The following is a 16952-nucleotide window of genomic DNA, read 5'->3' as shown; positions in this document are numbered from 1 at the left end:
ATAAGCTTCCGTTTAGCTATCATAGTAAAGGCATCATTTTCGCAAAAGTTTTTATTAATGTCTATTTACTTGTGAATAGATTGATTAAGTTGCATTAATATTTGTTCGTATTGCGTATCAATGCCTGTAATAACAGAACAAATATGAGCATCAAAAGCCTTTAATTTCGGTTTTTGCGCTTTCCACTCATTTTTAGAAATTGTCTTAATTGCCTCTAAATTTTTGAAAAAATTCAAATGTAAAATACTGCCACCCGCGACATTATAAAAAATGTGTTGACCAATATCTTCTCCATCTTTTTTTAGATTATTGAAGTTTTGGTAAGAAAACCGCGTATTGCCATTTTCTGTACTAATTGAGCCATGTAGCAACTTAACTAAACGTTTATATAATTTATTTAATTCACTTTTTAGTTCACTATCATAGCTAAGGTGTTTTTTTATTGCCTGCTCAAAAGTCATTTTAACTTCTAACAATAAATTTAACGACTGTTGCTCTAACTGTGGTAATTGTTGGCGTAAATCTTGCTGAAAATAAACCAGTTTTTTTTGTAATGACGGATTGGGTAAGATAGATCTGTTATTTAAAACCACATTACCATTTGGCATGATAGTTAAATCATCTTTTTTATTAAAAATATGCACGCTTTCTTTATTGATAGTAATATCATAGCTAGGTTTAACCCCACACTCTTTTTTTGCAGCAAATGCAGTGATAGGCAGTAATAAAGTAATCAATAATAATCTTTTTAACATATTCATATCCAACTATTTATTTAATTAATGATATGTAGGAAAACACCGAGTTGTTTACACTTCATGGTTAAAATAATTCGCTAAAACTCATAAGGCGTTTTTCCAAAAATCGCTTTATGTGGTTTAACGGTATTATAAAAATTAATAAAGCGTTTAAGTTTTTGTTTTCTATCTTTTGAATCGCTAAATATATGCTGATTATGCCACATCTCCATTAAAGTTCGTATCACTCTTTCGGCTTTCCCATTCATTTGTGGGCTGGTGATTTTTGCTTGATATACAGGTTATCACACAGTTTATCTAAATAAATCAATACAGTAGTGTTTTTGTTAAAAAGTTTCAGGAGTGTACTACGTTTATGTATAAAAACAATAAAAATCAAATAGATAATCTCAAGTGAATATTCTCTATTCTGCTATATCGTTTCATTTTTAAGTAAAGGTAAACCGTAGGTATCAGTCTGTCGTATTTCGCTCAGAGAAATTTTGTTATCGCCTTTAGCTTGCCGTCTTAATTTATCTCCAATCGATTTTTCGACTTTAACCAAACGTTTAATTCCATAACTGATGGTTTTATACGTTCATTTTTACTGCTTAAAGGTACAAAAAGCTTCAATCGAGCTTTTTTTAGTACGTTATAAATGGTAGGACAACTGACCATAAAGCGTTTAGCCAAATTGGTGACAGTTATTTTTCTTTTTGATATCAGCGCTCTATCGCTTGTCTATGACAAGGCGTTAGCTTTGTTTTTTGTATAAAAATATCAATAAAATCAATGCTTTTTTCTAAACTTTTTTATACCGATAAATTCTCTTTTGTTGTGATTAAAAAGGATCGATAAGTTGCCTTTTATGGTGTGCGATGCTTTGAATAGTCAATCTAAATTGTGAAAAAATAAGCAACCAATTGCAAGTTTTTATATATAAAGCCTGATTAGCTTTTAAAGTGTATCATCAATAGATATAATCTATTTAATTAACTATATTTAACAATTTTTTTTTAATTAAAAGTAACGTATAGTAATGACATATTAAAAACAACTTATTCGAGGTGACAAATGTATACTGTAATTTTTGGACGTCAAGGTTGTCCTTATTGTGTTCGTGCTAAAGAGTTAGCCGAAAAACTATCTCAAGAGCGTGATGATTTTTCTTATCGCTATGTAGATATAAATGCTGAAGGTATTACTAAAGAAGATCTTTCTAAAAGCGTTGGCAAACCTGTTGAAACAGTGCCACAAATCTTTATTGATGAAAAGCCAATCGGTGGCTGTACTGATTTTGAAGCCTATGCAAAAGCGCATTTAGGACTTTTTAAAGAATAAATAACACGCAATTTTTTGCTAAAAGCCCCTCCTTTGAGTGGCTTTTTTATTTTATCTTCCTGGTAACTTTTTCCAAGTCACTTCGTTACGTAAATAAGTTGGCTCAACATCTTCAACATTCACAATTTCATTCTTTTGCCATTTATTTTTAGCAAGAACAATAAGATCTTGGGCATGAGGTAATAAAATGTCGCTTTGCTTTACTCCATTAATCATATCAGGATAAGTTTTCCACCCCGTACCTGCACAATAATCATTTTGACTAATATGCTTTACCGTTTCGATTACTTTTTCAGGCCCAATAACACACTCAGCAATAACCGTTTGCCATTGTTCGTTAACATAATGATATTGACCTAAATAGACTTCATTCATTCTAGCATCAATTGCGGCAATAACATTTGTTGCTTGTGTTGTTCGGTAAACACCTTGTGCCAAAGTCATTAATGTTGATACACCTATCATGGGTTTATCAATACCTAATGCTAAACCTTGAGCCACGCCAATACCAATTCTAACCCCAGTAAAACTACCTGGACCTTGTCCAAAAGCAATTGCATCCACTTGCGTAAGTGAACAGTCTGATTGTTTAAGAAGTCTGTCTACCATCGGTAATATTTGTTTCGTATGATCACGAGCCGATACAATAAAATCGTGAGTGATTTCGTTACGGTAGAGTAAAGCTGCCGAACAAGCTTCTGTCGAGGTATCAATGGCTAAAATAGTACTCATGTTTTTTCCAAAATATTTTATCTATTGTCATTTAGCTTTTCGTTGTTAAAAAGTTTATAACTTTTTTTATATCCCGTGTTCTTGGTGAAGGCGGTAAGCTATTAATAAATGTTGCACCATAAGGTCGCATTACTAAACGATTATCGCAAATAATAACTGCACCACGATCATTGTGATGACGAATTAATCGCCCTACGCCTTGTTTTAAGGTGATAACAGCTTCCGGCAATTGTATATCATTAAATGCATCCCCGCCCTGCATTTGACAATCTTCCATACGAGCTTTAATTAACGGATCATCAGGCGAGGTAAACGGCAATTTATCTATAATAACACATGAGAGTGTATCTCCTCTAACATCAATCCCTTCCCAAAAGCTGCTGGTAGCAATAAGTAACGCATTGCCAGTATGAATAAACTGTTCAAGCAATTTAACTTTACTGGTTTCGCCTTGTACAAGTACCGGTAATTGGGTTAATTCTCGAAACTGTTTAGCCAGTGCATTCATCATTGCGTATGAGGTACACAAAAAGAAACAACGTCCATTATTAGCTTCAATAACGGGTAATAAAATATTGGCTAATTTTTCAGCATTACCTTGTTCATTTGGTGATGGAATATAACGTGGAACACACAAAATCGTCTGATTAATATAATCAAATGGGCTTTCTAATATTAGCGAATCGGCATTAGTTAGCCCTAAACGTTTAGTAAAATAATCTAATTGATTATCAACCGATAACGTTGCAGACGTAAAAATCCAACTGCCTTTACGTTCAGTAAGTAATTCTGTAAATTTATCAGCCACAGACAGCGGTGTTAAAGCAAAGATAAATGAGTTATAGCTACTTTCATACCAGTAACTAAAGCCTGTTATATTGGTTTGCTGTAATCGCTTTAAAAGCATAGTATATTGCTTAATGCGTTCAAGACAGTTATCTAACGTTGTCGAACGTCCAACGGCTAATAACAAAACTTCTTGACAAAAATCTAATGCATCGACAAGATAAGAAATCTCTTTTTTAACCGCTTCTTGGTTAAATAAAAACCGCAAGTTACCTTTTGGTGGCTGTTGACTAATAACAATTCGCAAGTCTTGCGTGCATTTTTGTAGTTTGTCCGCACATTGCTGTAACTGAGACATATCTTTGACTTCGGTACGATAAGCTAAATTAATTTCTTTTGCTAGATCAAAAAGTTGACGGCTAGTTAGCTGTTCTCCAAAATAGTGGCAAGCAAGATCGGGTAATTGATGAGCCTCATCAAAGATCATAGCATCTGCTTTAGGAATAAGTTCACCAAAACCGGTATCTTTTACTACAACATCAGCTAAAAACAAATGATGGTTAACCACAACAATATCTGCATTTAAAGCTCGTTTGCGCGCTTTGACAACATAACAATCACTATAGTGTTCACAATCACTTCCTAAACAATTATCATTTGTGCTTGTTAATATTGGCCAAATAGAATTATCTTCTGTGACAGTTGTGCATTTGCTAATATCCCCGTCTTTGGTTTTAATCGACCAATTTTTAACACGCGCTAAATCAGCACGTAACTCCTTATCAAGGTCACCTGCTGCTGCATATTGATGATACATTCTTTCTAAACAAAGATAATTAGCTCGACCTTTAAGTAGGGCTATTTTGCCTGTATAATTTAATGCTTTTTTTATTATTGGTAAGTCTTTGCTGAATAACTGTTCCTGTAAATTTTTAGAACCAGTTGAAAGTATTACTTTTTTATCACTACGCAGTGCGGGTACTAAATAAGCAAAAGTCTTGCCAGTCCCAGTTCCCGCTTCAACCACAAGAGAGCGCTGTTTTTTTATTGATTCAGAGACTTTACTTGCCATATTGCGTTGTGGCTCTCTTGCCACAAATCCTTCTATAGCCTTAGCAAGTAAACCATCCTCTGCAAAATCATCAATCACTTAAATATACCCAATAAAAAGCTAAGTTCAACACACCAATAAAATTAAAAAAATATATTCTAAGAAAAATAAAACGTTATGAAAATATAATGACTCATTTCAAAAATGAGATGAATTTATTATTGCTGAATTGAATAGTTAAAAAAACTTAATATACTATATCAATTAATATTTTCAAAGTATAGGTATCTACAAAGTATAGTAGATTAACTACTTGAAATTGCCAGATATAGTATAAAAATTAAAATTTGAGTTTTTATTTATTACCAATTTTATTAACAGTCAATTAAAAATAAATTATTGCATCATCCTCTATTGCAATTATGATCATCACAATATTACTATTTTGTATATTAATTAAGTGAATTTATCCTAAATAAGGTGATATACATCTGCTAAATTCATCATTGTCTACTTTTGCTAAAAAAGTTTTATAAAATACAATTTGTTTCGCATTTGGATTATTAGGAGACCAAATTTGATCATAGCAATATGGTATTTCTACTAATAGATTATTTTTTTTCAAATAGGAACTATCTACCAAATTATTACACGTTTGTCGGTAATAGTCTTTCCATTTTTTACGCATTATTAAATTAAAATCGTCTGTTTGTTCAAATAGATTTGATTCTGAATAAATGGTTAAACATGGTTTATTGAATGCTGCTGTAATATGCACTATAGAAGTATCAACAGTAATAACATATTCAGCTTTTTTGATTAAAGCAATGACATCTAAAATGGTATTTGATTGAAATATTAATCCTAAGTCAAGTTTAACATTTTTAAGTTTATTGGGTTCACCAATAAAAATAATTTTATGATCTGGTTTGTTTTTTTTCATGAGTGAAACAATATGCTCCATTTGCCATTGAGACAATTCACGCTTTCTTGCTCCACCAAAAGGGTTAATAATAACAAATTTATCTATATTATTTTCTAATATAAAATTATCAACATTTTTTTTATTATTATCTAAAGTATAAAGATCATAGTTTTCATCATAATTTTTAATGTTCATATACTCATATATTTTATTTAACTGATTAGTAATATGAACATTATTATTATAATAAGGAATTGAAATATTATATGATTTTACATTACTTTTATTAAATCCCATCAAATGAGTTGAGTTAGTAAATGCACAAAATATAATTTTACGCATTTCAAATGAATAAAATGGTCTTGTATCAATTACTAAATCAAAATGATGCTTTCTGATTGTTTGTATAGTTTTAAATAAATCCTTTAACGAATAATCATTATAACTAAATGTAGCTTTAACATTAGGATTATTTTTAAGAATATCTAAACTTGATTGTTGCGAAGAAACATAAACATCATAACCAGCTTGAGCAAGATTTTTTATTAAAGCGGTAGTTACAACCATATCACCAATTTTATCATTACGAGCTATTAAAATAGTTTTTATTTTTGACGGTTCAAATATCGTTTTTCTTTTAGGAAAAAAATACATTAGAATTTTATTTAAAAAGTTAAAAAAATATAGTTTTATTTTTTTTCGAATAAACTTTAATTGCCAAGAAAAATGACTCATAACTAGAATTCCTACAATATTTTATTTCTTTTTTCTGAATTTTAATAATAAGTATTTAATGAAAAATTTTATTCCTTTATAAAAGTCACCGTTTCTAAAGAATGATTTCGCATATATACGATAGTCATTAACTCTCATTCTGGGTAGGTAGCTTTCTAAAGGTTTATTAGCCCATGGTGTAAAATGCTTGTAAAATACATATAAATTTTGTGCTATTCCTTTATGTTCTTGATACCAAGGTTTTCTGGCACCTGTAAAGTGGATAAAAAATGGTAGAATATCTTCATTATCAAAGATTTTATTCTTTTCTGTTTCAGTCATCCATGTAAATAAATAATTCCATCTACAATCAATATACTTAACTTTATTTTGAAGAATAAGATTTAAAGCATCCTGATCAGGATAAACAAGTCTATATCGTTGCGGATTTAACAAAACTAAATTAACTTTATTTTCTATGTCAGAATCACACCAATTTTTTGTATTAATATAGAGAAAACCAGAATTAAAATAATTATCTGAACTTAACTCCAAACGAGTAATATTTTTTTCAATATTTTTTGAAATTAGAGAGTCAGAGACAACAGCACAAACCACTGAATCAATATCAATCTGATTAATTGATGATATATCACGAAAACATAATATATCAGCATCCAAATATATAAATTTATCAACTTCATTCTTCAGTAATCGAGGTACAAGTAGTCGAATATACATTGAACGATTGATATGCTGTAATTGGTGTTCAGTTTGATATTTATCTAATTCATTGTTTTCAATAAAATAACTTTTAATAGAAACATTTAATTTTTGTAATTTATGAAAGGCCTCTTTGGGAACATCATAAAGAAATACATGAAATTGAAGATCGTTACCTAAATTATTTAATTGAATTGATTTTATTGCTATAGCTACATATTCGAGATAATTACCATCAGTACAAAAGGCTATATTTATCACTTCATTTTTCATATAAATTGTCCTTGTTATAGCATTAACAATAAATTACTGTTTATATCTTGAGTTATTTTGCATTTTCACGCCTGATATATCGGTAGTACAAACTACCCCAAAACCAAATGACTAGACAATTACTTTTTATTATATTCATTTTTTTTATATCACTTTTTGGTAAGTACTTTTTATTTACCAATTTCATATCAGTAGTAAATTTAATATCTTTATTTAGATAATAATAAATTTTTTTATAATTAAATTTTTTTAAATATTCAATAAGAAGCCTTACTTTTAATTTAACTACTATAGATTGAACTCGTTGATGAATCTCTTCTTTGTCGTTTTTATTGTAGTTATGCATCAGATAATACTCAATCCGTTCCCAAGTTACTATATTCTGTAAATATAATTCAATGGTAGCAATTGAATTTGTTACCGATTTTTCTCTATATAAATAGTTGAATAAATGATCTTTAACTACAGCCACTTCGCATTGGCTTATAGCTTTAATAGTAAAAAAAATATCTTCACAAATTTTAAGATCAGTATCAAAAGTAATATTTTTATCGAGTAAAAAAGAACGCTTAATTATCATACCTGAAATATGAAAACTTTTTTTGATAAAACTATTAAGTATATTTCCTTCTTCAAAGGGTAAGTATTCTTTAATACTTCTATTCTTTTTTACTCGATAAAAACCGCAATAAACAATGTTAAAATTGGTTTGTTGTTGGCGAATTAACATTTTCTCAAAAAAAGAAGATTCATAAGTATCATCACTATCTAAAAAACAGATGAACTCACCTGAAGCATATTTGATAGCATTATTTCTGGCAGCAGACACACCACTGTTATTCTGATGATAAACAATAGTTTTAACATTTTTTTGTTGGTATTCATCTATAAATAGGCCTGTACCATCAGTGGAGCCATCATCTATAATGATTATTTGATAATTTTGATAGGTTTGAGCTTCTATTGATTTTAATGTTTTTTCAATAACATCTCTTGTATTGTATGCTGGTATAATTACGGATATAAGAGGAGTATTATTCATATATGCCTTTATTAACTTTTTAATTATAAATATATCGATTATCTAAAACTATTTTATTAAGATAAATATAAAAACATGATCATTATTGAATTATTTTTTTAGCAACTTATGTTTTAAATATAACAAATAGTAAAGAAAAGCACGGAGATATTTTCTTTGAGTGATTAAAAATTTAGCATAACGTCTAGTTGTAGAGGGGGAAAGATTATTGGCTAAGGCTAGCTTGGCTTGATACCAAGGTGAGCCATCAATGAATTTTTGATAAGTTGATGTCAAATAGAGTTTGAACCAAGGTTTACTGCCCGAAGTATAATGTATAAAAACTGCACCTGTTTCAGCTTTTTGTTGATCTTCATGGCCACCAACACTTAATAAAGTAAGACAATTATATTTTGTGGGTAAATAATAAATATTATTACTTAATAAAATATTTAGCACATCCTGATCGGGAAATTTATAAGCAATCCCCTCATTTAATAACTTAAGTGCTTTTTCTGTGATATTAGCTTCATTCCACTTTTTCAAGTTGTATAACAAAACTCCTGAATTAAAATAACTACCATACTCAATTTGAAATTTTTTACATTGGGAATTTTGTGTATTTTCAACATCTGGCACAGCAGCAATAATTTTATCAGCTATATTTAAACTAAACAGTTGATCTAATGATGCCAAACATAAAGTATCACTATCAACATAAAGTAATTTAGTTACTTCTTTGGGAATAACTAATGGAGCAATAATTCGCAGGCAAGCAGAAATAGGGAAATATTTTGTATTGTTAGCGTGAATCTTAAATTTATCATTCAGATAGTATTGCGTTATTGAAACATGATTTGATGAAAGCTGTTCTATTTTACATTTATTATCATTTGATACGTTTTGCATAAATAAATGAAAATGTAATTTTTTATTTGGATTATTGCTAATAATAGAATACATATTAACACCAGCAGGTAAAGCGTAATTATCATCAAAGCATAGCAAAATATGCCATTGTGTATCAGTATCATTACTTTCATTACCAATAATAGTTTTTTTATCTTCTATAAACTTAGTTACATCTATCATCTATAATAACCACTTTTGAATTATTTAATAATATTTGAAATTTAATCTAATTATTATTTTGTATCTATATTTCTAGTTTAAACACTTATAAAATATTATCTTAATTATTTAAAAATAACCTTCTATATATGTTTTGTACATATAGTCTTCATTATTACTAAATTGTTGAACAGTCATGAAATTTTTCATAATTGCGTTTTTTCTGGATATATAATCAGCTTCTGAACATTGTTTGATAATATTTTCTATGTTATCAATTTCGCTTTCTTTAACCCTAATAATACCATCTTCATCAAAAAATTGATCTATTTTACTAGCACCTATATAAATCGGTACAGTTTGAGTAGCAAAACAATTTGTCAATTTTTCAGTAAAACAATACCCAGATATTTCATTTTCAAACACAATAGAATAACGGTAATCTTTCAATGTTTCATAAGGATTAACAAACTCTCCGCCATCAAAAGTTCCAAAAGTATCTACCTTAGGATGCTTTTTTAATTTAATTGCTGTCAAAATTCTTTTTAGATGCAATTCACATAATTTTTTATCTGACGATAACATTGAGATATGTTTATTTTTTTCATAAAACAAATTTTGTTGAAATATTTCATCTAAGTTTGGTCGCATTACAAAATCGCCAGAAAAAAGCTTTATATCGGCACAAAAAGGAACGAATCTTGCGTTAGGTATATCATTAAGAAGTTGTTCATCATAAGTAAAAATTAAATCAAAATCTTTCTCTAACCCTCTATATTTTTGAAATATTTCATAACTATCAGGTTTTATACCTTTAGTTTCAACCAAAGCACCAAAACGGCCAGTTGGAGATCCCATTGTCTCCAACATGCGTCCATGAGTATAAAGATGTAATGGAAGTTCAAAATTATATTTATCCCAATATATCAGATTACTTGTTTGTGAGGATGCATTAGGTTTATAATTATCTCTCAAAAAAATAACTCTTAATCTTTCTCCTTTTTTATTATAAATTTCAGGCTCAACAGGGCATAATCGAACATTATGTTTATAAATAGGAATATAAATATCTTGATATACTTTAGCTTTCTTTTTAGACAAAATATACGGTGGAGTGCTACCATACTTTTTGGTTAGGAAATATTTCTTTTTTTTATCTTTCACAAATAAACAAGCACAATCTGTAACAATTCTTTTAATACTCATTTAATATCCTATACTCCTAAATTGCCTATATCCTATTGAGTTTAATAATGATCAATAAACTATTTCTTATAACATTACAGCCTATAAGTGATTTGCTTGATATAATTTATTATAAACACCATCTTTGAGAAGTAATTCATGATGTGTTCCCTGTTCTATAATCTCCCCAGCATCAATAACTAGTATTTCATCTGCATTCTCAATGGTTGATAATCGATGCGCAATAACAATTGAAGTACGCCCTTTTTGTAGTTCAGAAAGCGCTTGTTGTATTGCATATTCTGACTCAGTATCTAAGGCTGATGTAGCTTCATCTAAAATCAATATAGGATTATCACGTAATAGCGCTCGTGCAATTGCTATTCTTTGCCTTTGCCCACCAGATAATAGTATTCCACTTTCTCCCACTTTAGTATTAAACCCATGCTCACTTTGCATTATAAAATCATAAGCGTAGGCTTTTTTTGCAGCTTCTTCTATTTGTTGTTGCGTATATTCACCAATTCTTCCATAGGCGATATTATTCGCTATTGTATCGTTAAAAAGATGAATATTTTGTGATACTAAACCTATTTGATCTCGTAAACAATGTAATGTGAAATCATGAATGTTATGTCCATCAATTAAAATTTGTCCTTTAGATATATCATAGAAGCGAGTAAGTAAACTTGCTATTGTCGTTTTTCCTGAACCTGAGCGACCAACTAAAGCAATTGTTTTTCCTGCTGGAACAGAAAAACTAATGTCTTTAAGAGCTGGTTCTTTTCTAGTTTCATAACTAAAAGTAACGTGATCAAATACAATATTTCCTTTTACACGATCAACACTAATAGATCCATTATCTTTTTCTAAAGGTTGTTCAAAAATTGCAAATAAAGTTTGACAAGCTGCCATTCCTTTTTGGAAGTTTGCATTAACACTGGTTAAATTTTTAATAGGTTGCATCAATGCTACTAGAGATGAAAAAACGACAGTAAATTCTCCAGCTGTAATATTTAAATCAGGATCACTTGCGGTTAATAACACAAAAGCAATGGCAAATGAGATCACCAATTGTATTATTGGCGTTGATAGTGCGGAGATAGAAACTAAGCGCATTCCATCACGGCGGAATTTATTGCTAACTTTTTCAAAATTTTTCGATTCTTCATTCTGCGCACCAAAAACAATAATTTCTCTATATCCCTTTAGCATTTGCTCAACTGCCATGGTGACATTTCCCATAGAATTTTGCATGTTTTTTGCCAATTTTCTAAATTTTACTGAAATAAAAGAAATTAATCCAATTACAATAGGAGTGACAACAAGTAAAGATAGTGATAATTGCCAACTATTATAAAACATTGTATAAAATAGCCCACATATAAAAGCTGATTCACGAATTATAGTAATTAAAGCATCCGATGAAGACGCTGCGACCTGATCTGTATCATATGTTATTCGTGACAATAACCTTCCTGTTGAGGATTGATCGTAAAAACTTACAGGTGCATCAACAAAATGTGCAAAAAGCCTTTGTCGAATGCGCATGACAATTTTACCAGAGATCAATGCTAATAATACAGAATAACCATAATTAGCAATACCACGAATAAACACTAAACCAAAAATATAGATAGGTGCCATATATAAAAACTCTCGGTCATTCATTGAAAAACCAAGATCGAGTAAAGGGCGCAATAGGCCTATTAATGAAGTATCGGCAAATGCACTAATTATTAACAAAATTATTGATATAAATAATACTAATTTATGTTGAGCAATATAGGGCCATAACTTAGTAAAAGTACACCAAGTTGAAGAGTCCTTATCAATATTGATACTTTCTTTATGATTATTCTGATTCATATTCATTATTTAATATATTATGATTTGAATTGCATTTTATGCATTAAGGCATAAATACCATTTTGTTCAATAAGACTATGATGATTACCATCTTCTACAATTTCACCATTATCAATGACTAAAATTCGATCCGCTTTTTCAATGGTTGATAATCTATGAGCAATAACAATCGAAGTTCTATTTTTTTGTAAAACTTCAATGGCTTCTTGTACTAGCCTTTCAGATTCATTATCTAGTGCTGAAGTCGCTTCATCCAAAATTAAAATTGGATTATTACGTAACAAAACTCTCGCAATAGCAATGCGTTGCCGCTGTCCTCCTGATAATAAAACACCATTATCTCCTATTTCTGTATCAATTCCATTTTCTAGTTTATTTATAAACTCCATGGCATTAGCTAGTTCAGCAACCTTAATTATTTCTTCTTGGCTATGTAATCCTTTTTCACCATAAACAATGTTATCTGCAATAGTACCATTAAATAAGTGTACCCTTTGAGAAACATACCCAATCTGGTTTCTTAATGATTTTAAAGTATAATCTTTAATATTAATACCATCTAAAAGTATTTCTCCTTTTTCTAAATCATAAAATCTTGGAATTAAACTTGCAATGGTTGACTTACCTGCACCTGATCGCCCAACTAAAGCAATCGTTTGGCCTGCCTCAATTTTAAAATTAATATTATTAAGAACAGAAGTACTGGTTGTAGGGTATTGATAGGTCACATCTCTAAATTCAATATTTCCAGTTATATGATTTGCATCAATTGTGCCTTTATCTTCTTCAAGTGGAGCTTCTAACAGCCCAAATAATGATTCACACGCTACAGCACCTTTTTGTAATTCAACATGTAGGCTTGTTAACTCTCGTAAAGGACGCATTATAGCTATCATTGCTGAAAAAACGACAGTAAAAGATCCTGGTGTAATATCTAAACTTTGGCTTGCAACAAGATATAATATTAAAGCTAAACCTAAAGTTGCAATCATTTGAATGATCGGTGTTGATAATCTTGAAACCATTTCAATCTTCAACATATCTCGCCGAAAAATATTAGTAATTTTATTAAAATTATTTTTTTCATATTCTTTAGCATTAAAAATTAAAACATCTTTATGGCCTTTTAACATTTCATCAGCCGAAGTTGTTATTTCCCCCATACCTTTTTGCATTGACATTAATGTTTTTCTAAATTTTTTTGCAATAAATTGAGCAACACCAATTATTAATGGTATAAGAAAAATTAGCACTAATGCCAATTTCCAACTACCATAAAACATAACAAAACATAAACCAATCGCATAGGTTATTTCACGAACAAGAATAATTAAAGCATCGGATGAGGCTTTAGAAAGCATTTGAGTATTATAAGTAATAATGGAAACAAGATCACCCACAGAATGTTTATCATGAAAACTTACAGGACTTTTTAGCAAATGATTAAATATCATTTGTCTAAATTTAGTTATAACTTTACCAGATAACCATGAAAGACAGTATGTAGAAGCATAATTTGACAATCCACGTAATGCAATCAAACCAATAATTGCTATAGCAATGTAAACTAACAAAATGTAGTTTTTATTCATTAAACCATTATCTAGCAACGGTTTGGTTAGAGATATTAAGGTCGAATCTGTAGCTGCATTTAACAAAAGCCCTAGTATAGCAACAAATAAAGCTTTTTTATATTGTTTGACAAATGGCCATAGTTGTATAAGCGCAGTCAAAGAATTATATTTTTTGGGCATAATAATTTTTACAAAATAACAAATTTTATAGATTATACTATAAAAAAAGCCGTATTGATTAAATTATTGAACTATTATCTTTTTTACAATACATAATGTAATTACAAATTTGCCATTATTAGAGCACAACTCATGGCAATAAAAAAATGACTAGTTCGTAAGGTCTCTACTCTCATTTTATGCACTTTGATGGCACTACAGATGTTTATGATTTCTCCTTGATACTGCGATTTTAAACTCAATTCAGTAAATAACTACTTAAGCATAAGACTTACCTACTATAGTGCTTATTTTTATCATAGATAAATTTTCTACTTTTGTAGTTGACTATTTTGAGGATAGTTACATATTAACTTTTCCACAAATAAACTATATTTTATAAATAATTTTTAATAGCAACAATTATTAAATACGGCTTATAATATTGAAAGTTAATATTCTATTGATAAACATCTTTAAAAACTCCTTTCAATCCTACTGGATTTATAGAAACTATTTCCACATCAGGATAAAACTGATCTTTGAATTTTTTAAATGCGTGCCACCCATTTAAAAGAAAGTCAATATTAGAAGAGAATGCTGCTTGGTCATCATTATCAAAATAACCATTTTGGCATGCATCACATCCAACCAAATAAATTCGTTTGGGATGGGTATAAAGTGCAAATGTTAGTGCTGAAAATACAACGGAACCATATTCAGGAAACACTGAAGATGTAATATCAGGATAAAAGTCAGTAAAAAAGTTACCAACATAATATCGTTTAGCATTAGCTTTAATTAAGTCTTTTTCGGGTATGGAAGCACCAAAAGTTATGCTACTTCCATAAAATTTTTGACATGTTTCAGGATTATAATTATTTATAGCATCAATATCATTTTTAAGACCTGTGATATCTTGAATAAAAATAAAATCAAGACTAATGTCATAACGCCTGAAAGCCCTATTTACTCCGATATTGATAGTTTTTTCAATTGGCCGGTATTTGGCAAGCGTTGGACCCGTACATAAAATTACTATATCTTGCCCTAAAAATTTCTCTTTAAAACCAGAAAAACTTTCCATATGGGCTTTTGAATAAGTATTGATATTATTAATATTCAAACGCAAAACATTACATTGGTTATCAATATTTTTAGATAAATTATTTATAGTTTTTTCCAATTGTTCATATCTAGTCGCATTCTCAGTTCGAATAATACTAATTTCATTTACCAATTTTTCAGTAAGCGATTTAAGATATTTTAATTTCACTCTTTTCAAAATTCTAAAACCAAAAATATAAATACACATTAGTTTTTTCGAATTTACAACTTTAACACAATTTAATCCGAAAATTTGATAATAACGAATATCACCCTTTTCTACTTTCTTATAAATCACAAAACTCTTATTTTCCTAAAATTATATATAAATCGTTAAATTTTTATTGACAATAATTTTACTTATAACCACGATGCAATAAAAACTCTGTAGCTATTTATTGCTTATATCTTAATATTTAGACTATTGACCAGTCAAACTATTTATTAAAAAAGAATTACATTCTTTTATAAATTTTATAAATATAATAAGGGAAAAGAAAATAAGAAAAACTAAAAGTTAATACTTTTTTGATAAATTTTTTAACTGGCTTATTTCTTTTCTTTTTATTGTCCTCTTGATAAAAAGGTTGATAATATTTATTTTTTATATTTAACAAATGGGATTTATTTTCAATATCAGGAAAATAATCAAGATCTAAATCAAATAATATAGTCTCATTACAGTAATCTAAAAAGAAATTAATTTCTTCTTTACTGCTTAATATACTCACGATCCATTTTATTAATCCCGATAATATTACAATAAAATAAGCTTTATTATCATTTAATAAGTTGTTATCTGAAAGCTTTATAAGAAAATATTTCATTACATCTATTGTATCAAACATTTTTTTCCGGTCTTTAGGTGAAAAATATGTTTGATGCATGATAGAGTTACTTCGAAGTAAATAATTATAAAGATGAATATCAATAGCATAAATTGTTTTTGAACAACAAAGATATTGTAATACAAATACCATATCATCATGGTAATAACCTGAAGGAAAGTCTATATTGTATTGTTCAATAATACTCTTTTTGAAAATTTTATTCCAAAGAACACTATTAACTCGAGTTTTAAATGGATACGTTAGGGAATGAAGACCATAATAAGTCAACTTATGATAATCAATATCACTATCACGCAAATTATAAGTTTGTTCATCTTTGACAACATTACAACTGCATATTACTAAATCAACACTTTTAGATCGAATAGTTTCCAACATTTTTTCACACATTGTTGGTTCATACCAATCATCACCATCACAAAACATAATGTACTCACCACGAGCCTTTTTTAATCCTTTATTTCTTGCTTCAGCTGGTCCACTATTTTTTTGGTCAATAACAATTATTCGCTTATCTTTTTGTGAGAAATCATTCAAAATAGCTAACGAATTATCTTTAGAACCATCATTAATACATATAATTTCAATATTTTCAAAAGTTTGATTAATTAAGCTAGTAATACTTTTTTCAAGAAAACTATCGCAATTAAATACTGGTACAATAATTGATATTACCGGTGACATTCATTCCTCACAATATAATTAATAAAGAAAAAATCTTTTATAACGTAAATTTTTTTATTATACGACGAATTCGAGTAATTTATTCCTTTTTATTTATATCTTTTCCCCCAATATACTTTAGAAAAAATTTTAGAATATGCATACTAGCT

14 protein-coding genes are annotated in these 16952 nt (G+C 29.0%); 1 reads left to right on the top strand and 13 read right to left on the bottom strand.

What is annotated here, in order from left to right; translation table 11 throughout:
- Window positions 1-65 precede the first annotated feature (65 nt).
- Entirely contained in the window at window positions 66-755 is a 690-nt protein-coding gene (locus GQ590_RS03830) for a DUF2884 family protein (protein WP_160406797.1), read from the bottom strand.
- A gap of 80 nt (window positions 756-835) precedes the next feature.
- Window positions 836-1006, bottom strand: a complete 171-nt coding sequence (locus GQ590_RS03825; RefSeq protein ID WP_160406793.1) for an integrase core domain-containing protein — start codon at window positions 1004-1006, stop codon at window positions 836-838.
- Window positions 1007-1811: 805 nt separating this feature from the next.
- On the opposite strand from GQ590_RS03825, the gene GQ590_RS03820 reads away from it, so the two are divergent.
- On the top strand, window positions 1812-2078 hold the full coding sequence (locus GQ590_RS03820) for a GrxA family glutaredoxin (RefSeq protein WP_091119919.1): 267 nt from the start codon (window positions 1812-1814) through the stop codon (window positions 2076-2078).
- 51 nt (window positions 2079-2129) lie between these two features.
- Here the strand turns inward: GQ590_RS03820 and tsaB are convergent, their stop codons facing one another.
- From tsaB to GQ590_RS03765, 11 genes are all read right to left on the bottom strand, one after another.
- Entirely contained in the window at window positions 2130-2810 is a 681-nt protein-coding gene (gene tsaB, locus GQ590_RS03815; protein ID WP_160406790.1) for a tRNA (adenosine(37)-N6)-threonylcarbamoyltransferase complex dimerization subunit type 1 TsaB, read from the bottom strand.
- 31 nt (window positions 2811-2841) lie between these two features.
- Complete coding sequence (locus tag GQ590_RS12835) at window positions 2842-4746, bottom strand: ATP-dependent DNA helicase (protein WP_160406787.1); 1905 nt, start codon at window positions 4744-4746, stop codon at window positions 2842-2844.
- A gap of 367 nt (window positions 4747-5113) precedes the next feature.
- Entirely contained in the window at window positions 5114-6307 is a 1194-nt protein-coding gene (locus GQ590_RS03805; protein ID WP_160406785.1) for a glycosyltransferase family 9 protein, read from the bottom strand.
- A gap of 21 nt (window positions 6308-6328) precedes the next feature.
- Entirely contained in the window at window positions 6329-7282 is a 954-nt protein-coding gene (locus GQ590_RS03800; RefSeq protein WP_202112860.1) for a glycosyltransferase family 8 protein, read from the bottom strand.
- Window positions 7283-7334: 52 nt separating this feature from the next.
- On the bottom strand, window positions 7335-8324 hold the full coding sequence (locus GQ590_RS03795; protein ID WP_160406782.1) for a glycosyltransferase family 2 protein: 990 nt from the start codon (window positions 8322-8324) through the stop codon (window positions 7335-7337).
- A 90-nt stretch (window positions 8325-8414) separates the two neighbouring features.
- Window positions 8415-9395 (bottom strand): glycosyltransferase family 8 protein, encoded by a 981-nt coding sequence (locus tag GQ590_RS03790; protein WP_160406779.1) that lies wholly within the window; start codon window positions 9393-9395, stop codon window positions 8415-8417.
- A 108-nt stretch (window positions 9396-9503) separates the two neighbouring features.
- The gene (locus GQ590_RS03785; protein ID WP_160406776.1) at window positions 9504-10580 is read right to left on the bottom strand and encodes a glycosyltransferase family 10; all 1077 of its coding nucleotides are present in this window, start codon (window positions 10578-10580) and stop codon (window positions 9504-9506) included.
- A gap of 81 nt (window positions 10581-10661) precedes the next feature.
- A complete protein-coding gene (gene msbA / locus GQ590_RS03780; RefSeq protein WP_160406896.1) occupies window positions 10662-12401 on the bottom strand; it encodes a lipid A ABC transporter ATP-binding protein/permease MsbA in 1740 nt (579 codons plus the stop codon).
- A gap of 44 nt (window positions 12402-12445) precedes the next feature.
- Window positions 12446-14182, bottom strand: coding sequence for a lipid A export permease/ATP-binding protein MsbA (gene msbA, locus GQ590_RS03775; protein WP_160406773.1), 1737 nt, complete (start codon window positions 14180-14182; stop codon window positions 12446-12448).
- A 439-nt stretch (window positions 14183-14621) separates the two neighbouring features.
- The gene (locus tag GQ590_RS03770) at window positions 14622-15566 is read right to left on the bottom strand and encodes a hypothetical protein (protein ID WP_160406770.1); all 945 of its coding nucleotides are present in this window, start codon (window positions 15564-15566) and stop codon (window positions 14622-14624) included.
- Between the two features lie 157 nt (window positions 15567-15723).
- A complete protein-coding gene (locus GQ590_RS03765; protein ID WP_160406767.1) occupies window positions 15724-16803 on the bottom strand; it encodes a glycosyltransferase in 1080 nt (359 codons plus the stop codon).
- Between the last annotated feature and the right edge of the window lie 149 nt (window positions 16804-16952).

Origin of the sequence: Gilliamella sp. Lep-s35, assembly GCF_009795845.1 — a bacterium.
In the GTDB taxonomy this organism is placed as follows: domain Bacteria; phylum Pseudomonadota; class Gammaproteobacteria; order Enterobacterales; family Orbaceae; genus Gilliamella.
The sequence above is the reverse complement of the archived record's forward strand: the minus strand, read 5'-3'. Positions and strand labels throughout refer to the sequence as shown.

What these genes read in the sequence shown, in the direction of transcription:
- GQ590_RS03765 (WP_160406767.1), bottom strand. Translation starts at nt 16,803, where the DNA reads ATGTCACCGGTAATATCAATTATTGTACCAGTATTTAATTGCGATAGT.
- GQ590_RS03790 (WP_160406779.1), bottom strand. Translation starts at nt 9,395, where the DNA reads ATGATAGATGTAACTAAGTTTATAGAAGATAAAAAAACTATTATTGGT.
- GQ590_RS03800 (WP_202112860.1), bottom strand. Translation starts at nt 7,282, where the DNA reads ATGAAAAATGAAGTGATAAATATAGCCTTTTGTACTGATGGTAATTAT.
- GQ590_RS03785 (WP_160406776.1), bottom strand. Translation starts at nt 10,580, where the DNA reads ATGAGTATTAAAAGAATTGTTACAGATTGTGCTTGTTTATTTGTGAAA.
- msbA (WP_160406773.1), bottom strand. Translation starts at nt 14,182, where the DNA reads ATGCCCAAAAAATATAATTCTTTGACTGCGCTTATACAACTATGGCCA.
- GQ590_RS03795 (WP_160406782.1), bottom strand. Translation starts at nt 8,324, where the DNA reads ATGAATAATACTCCTCTTATATCCGTAATTATACCAGCATACAATACA.
- GQ590_RS03830 (WP_160406797.1), bottom strand. Translation starts at nt 755, where the DNA reads ATGTTAAAAAGATTATTATTGATTACTTTATTACTGCCTATCACTGCA.
- GQ590_RS03825 (WP_160406793.1), bottom strand. Translation starts at nt 1,006, where the DNA reads ATGAATGGGAAAGCCGAAAGAGTGATACGAACTTTAATGGAGATGTGG.
- tsaB (WP_160406790.1), bottom strand. Translation starts at nt 2,810, where the DNA reads ATGAGTACTATTTTAGCCATTGATACCTCGACAGAAGCTTGTTCGGCA.
- GQ590_RS03820 (WP_091119919.1), top strand. Translation starts at nt 1,812, where the DNA reads ATGTATACTGTAATTTTTGGACGTCAAGGTTGTCCTTATTGTGTTCGT.
- GQ590_RS03805 (WP_160406785.1), bottom strand. Translation starts at nt 6,307, where the DNA reads ATGAGTCATTTTTCTTGGCAATTAAAGTTTATTCGAAAAAAAATAAAA.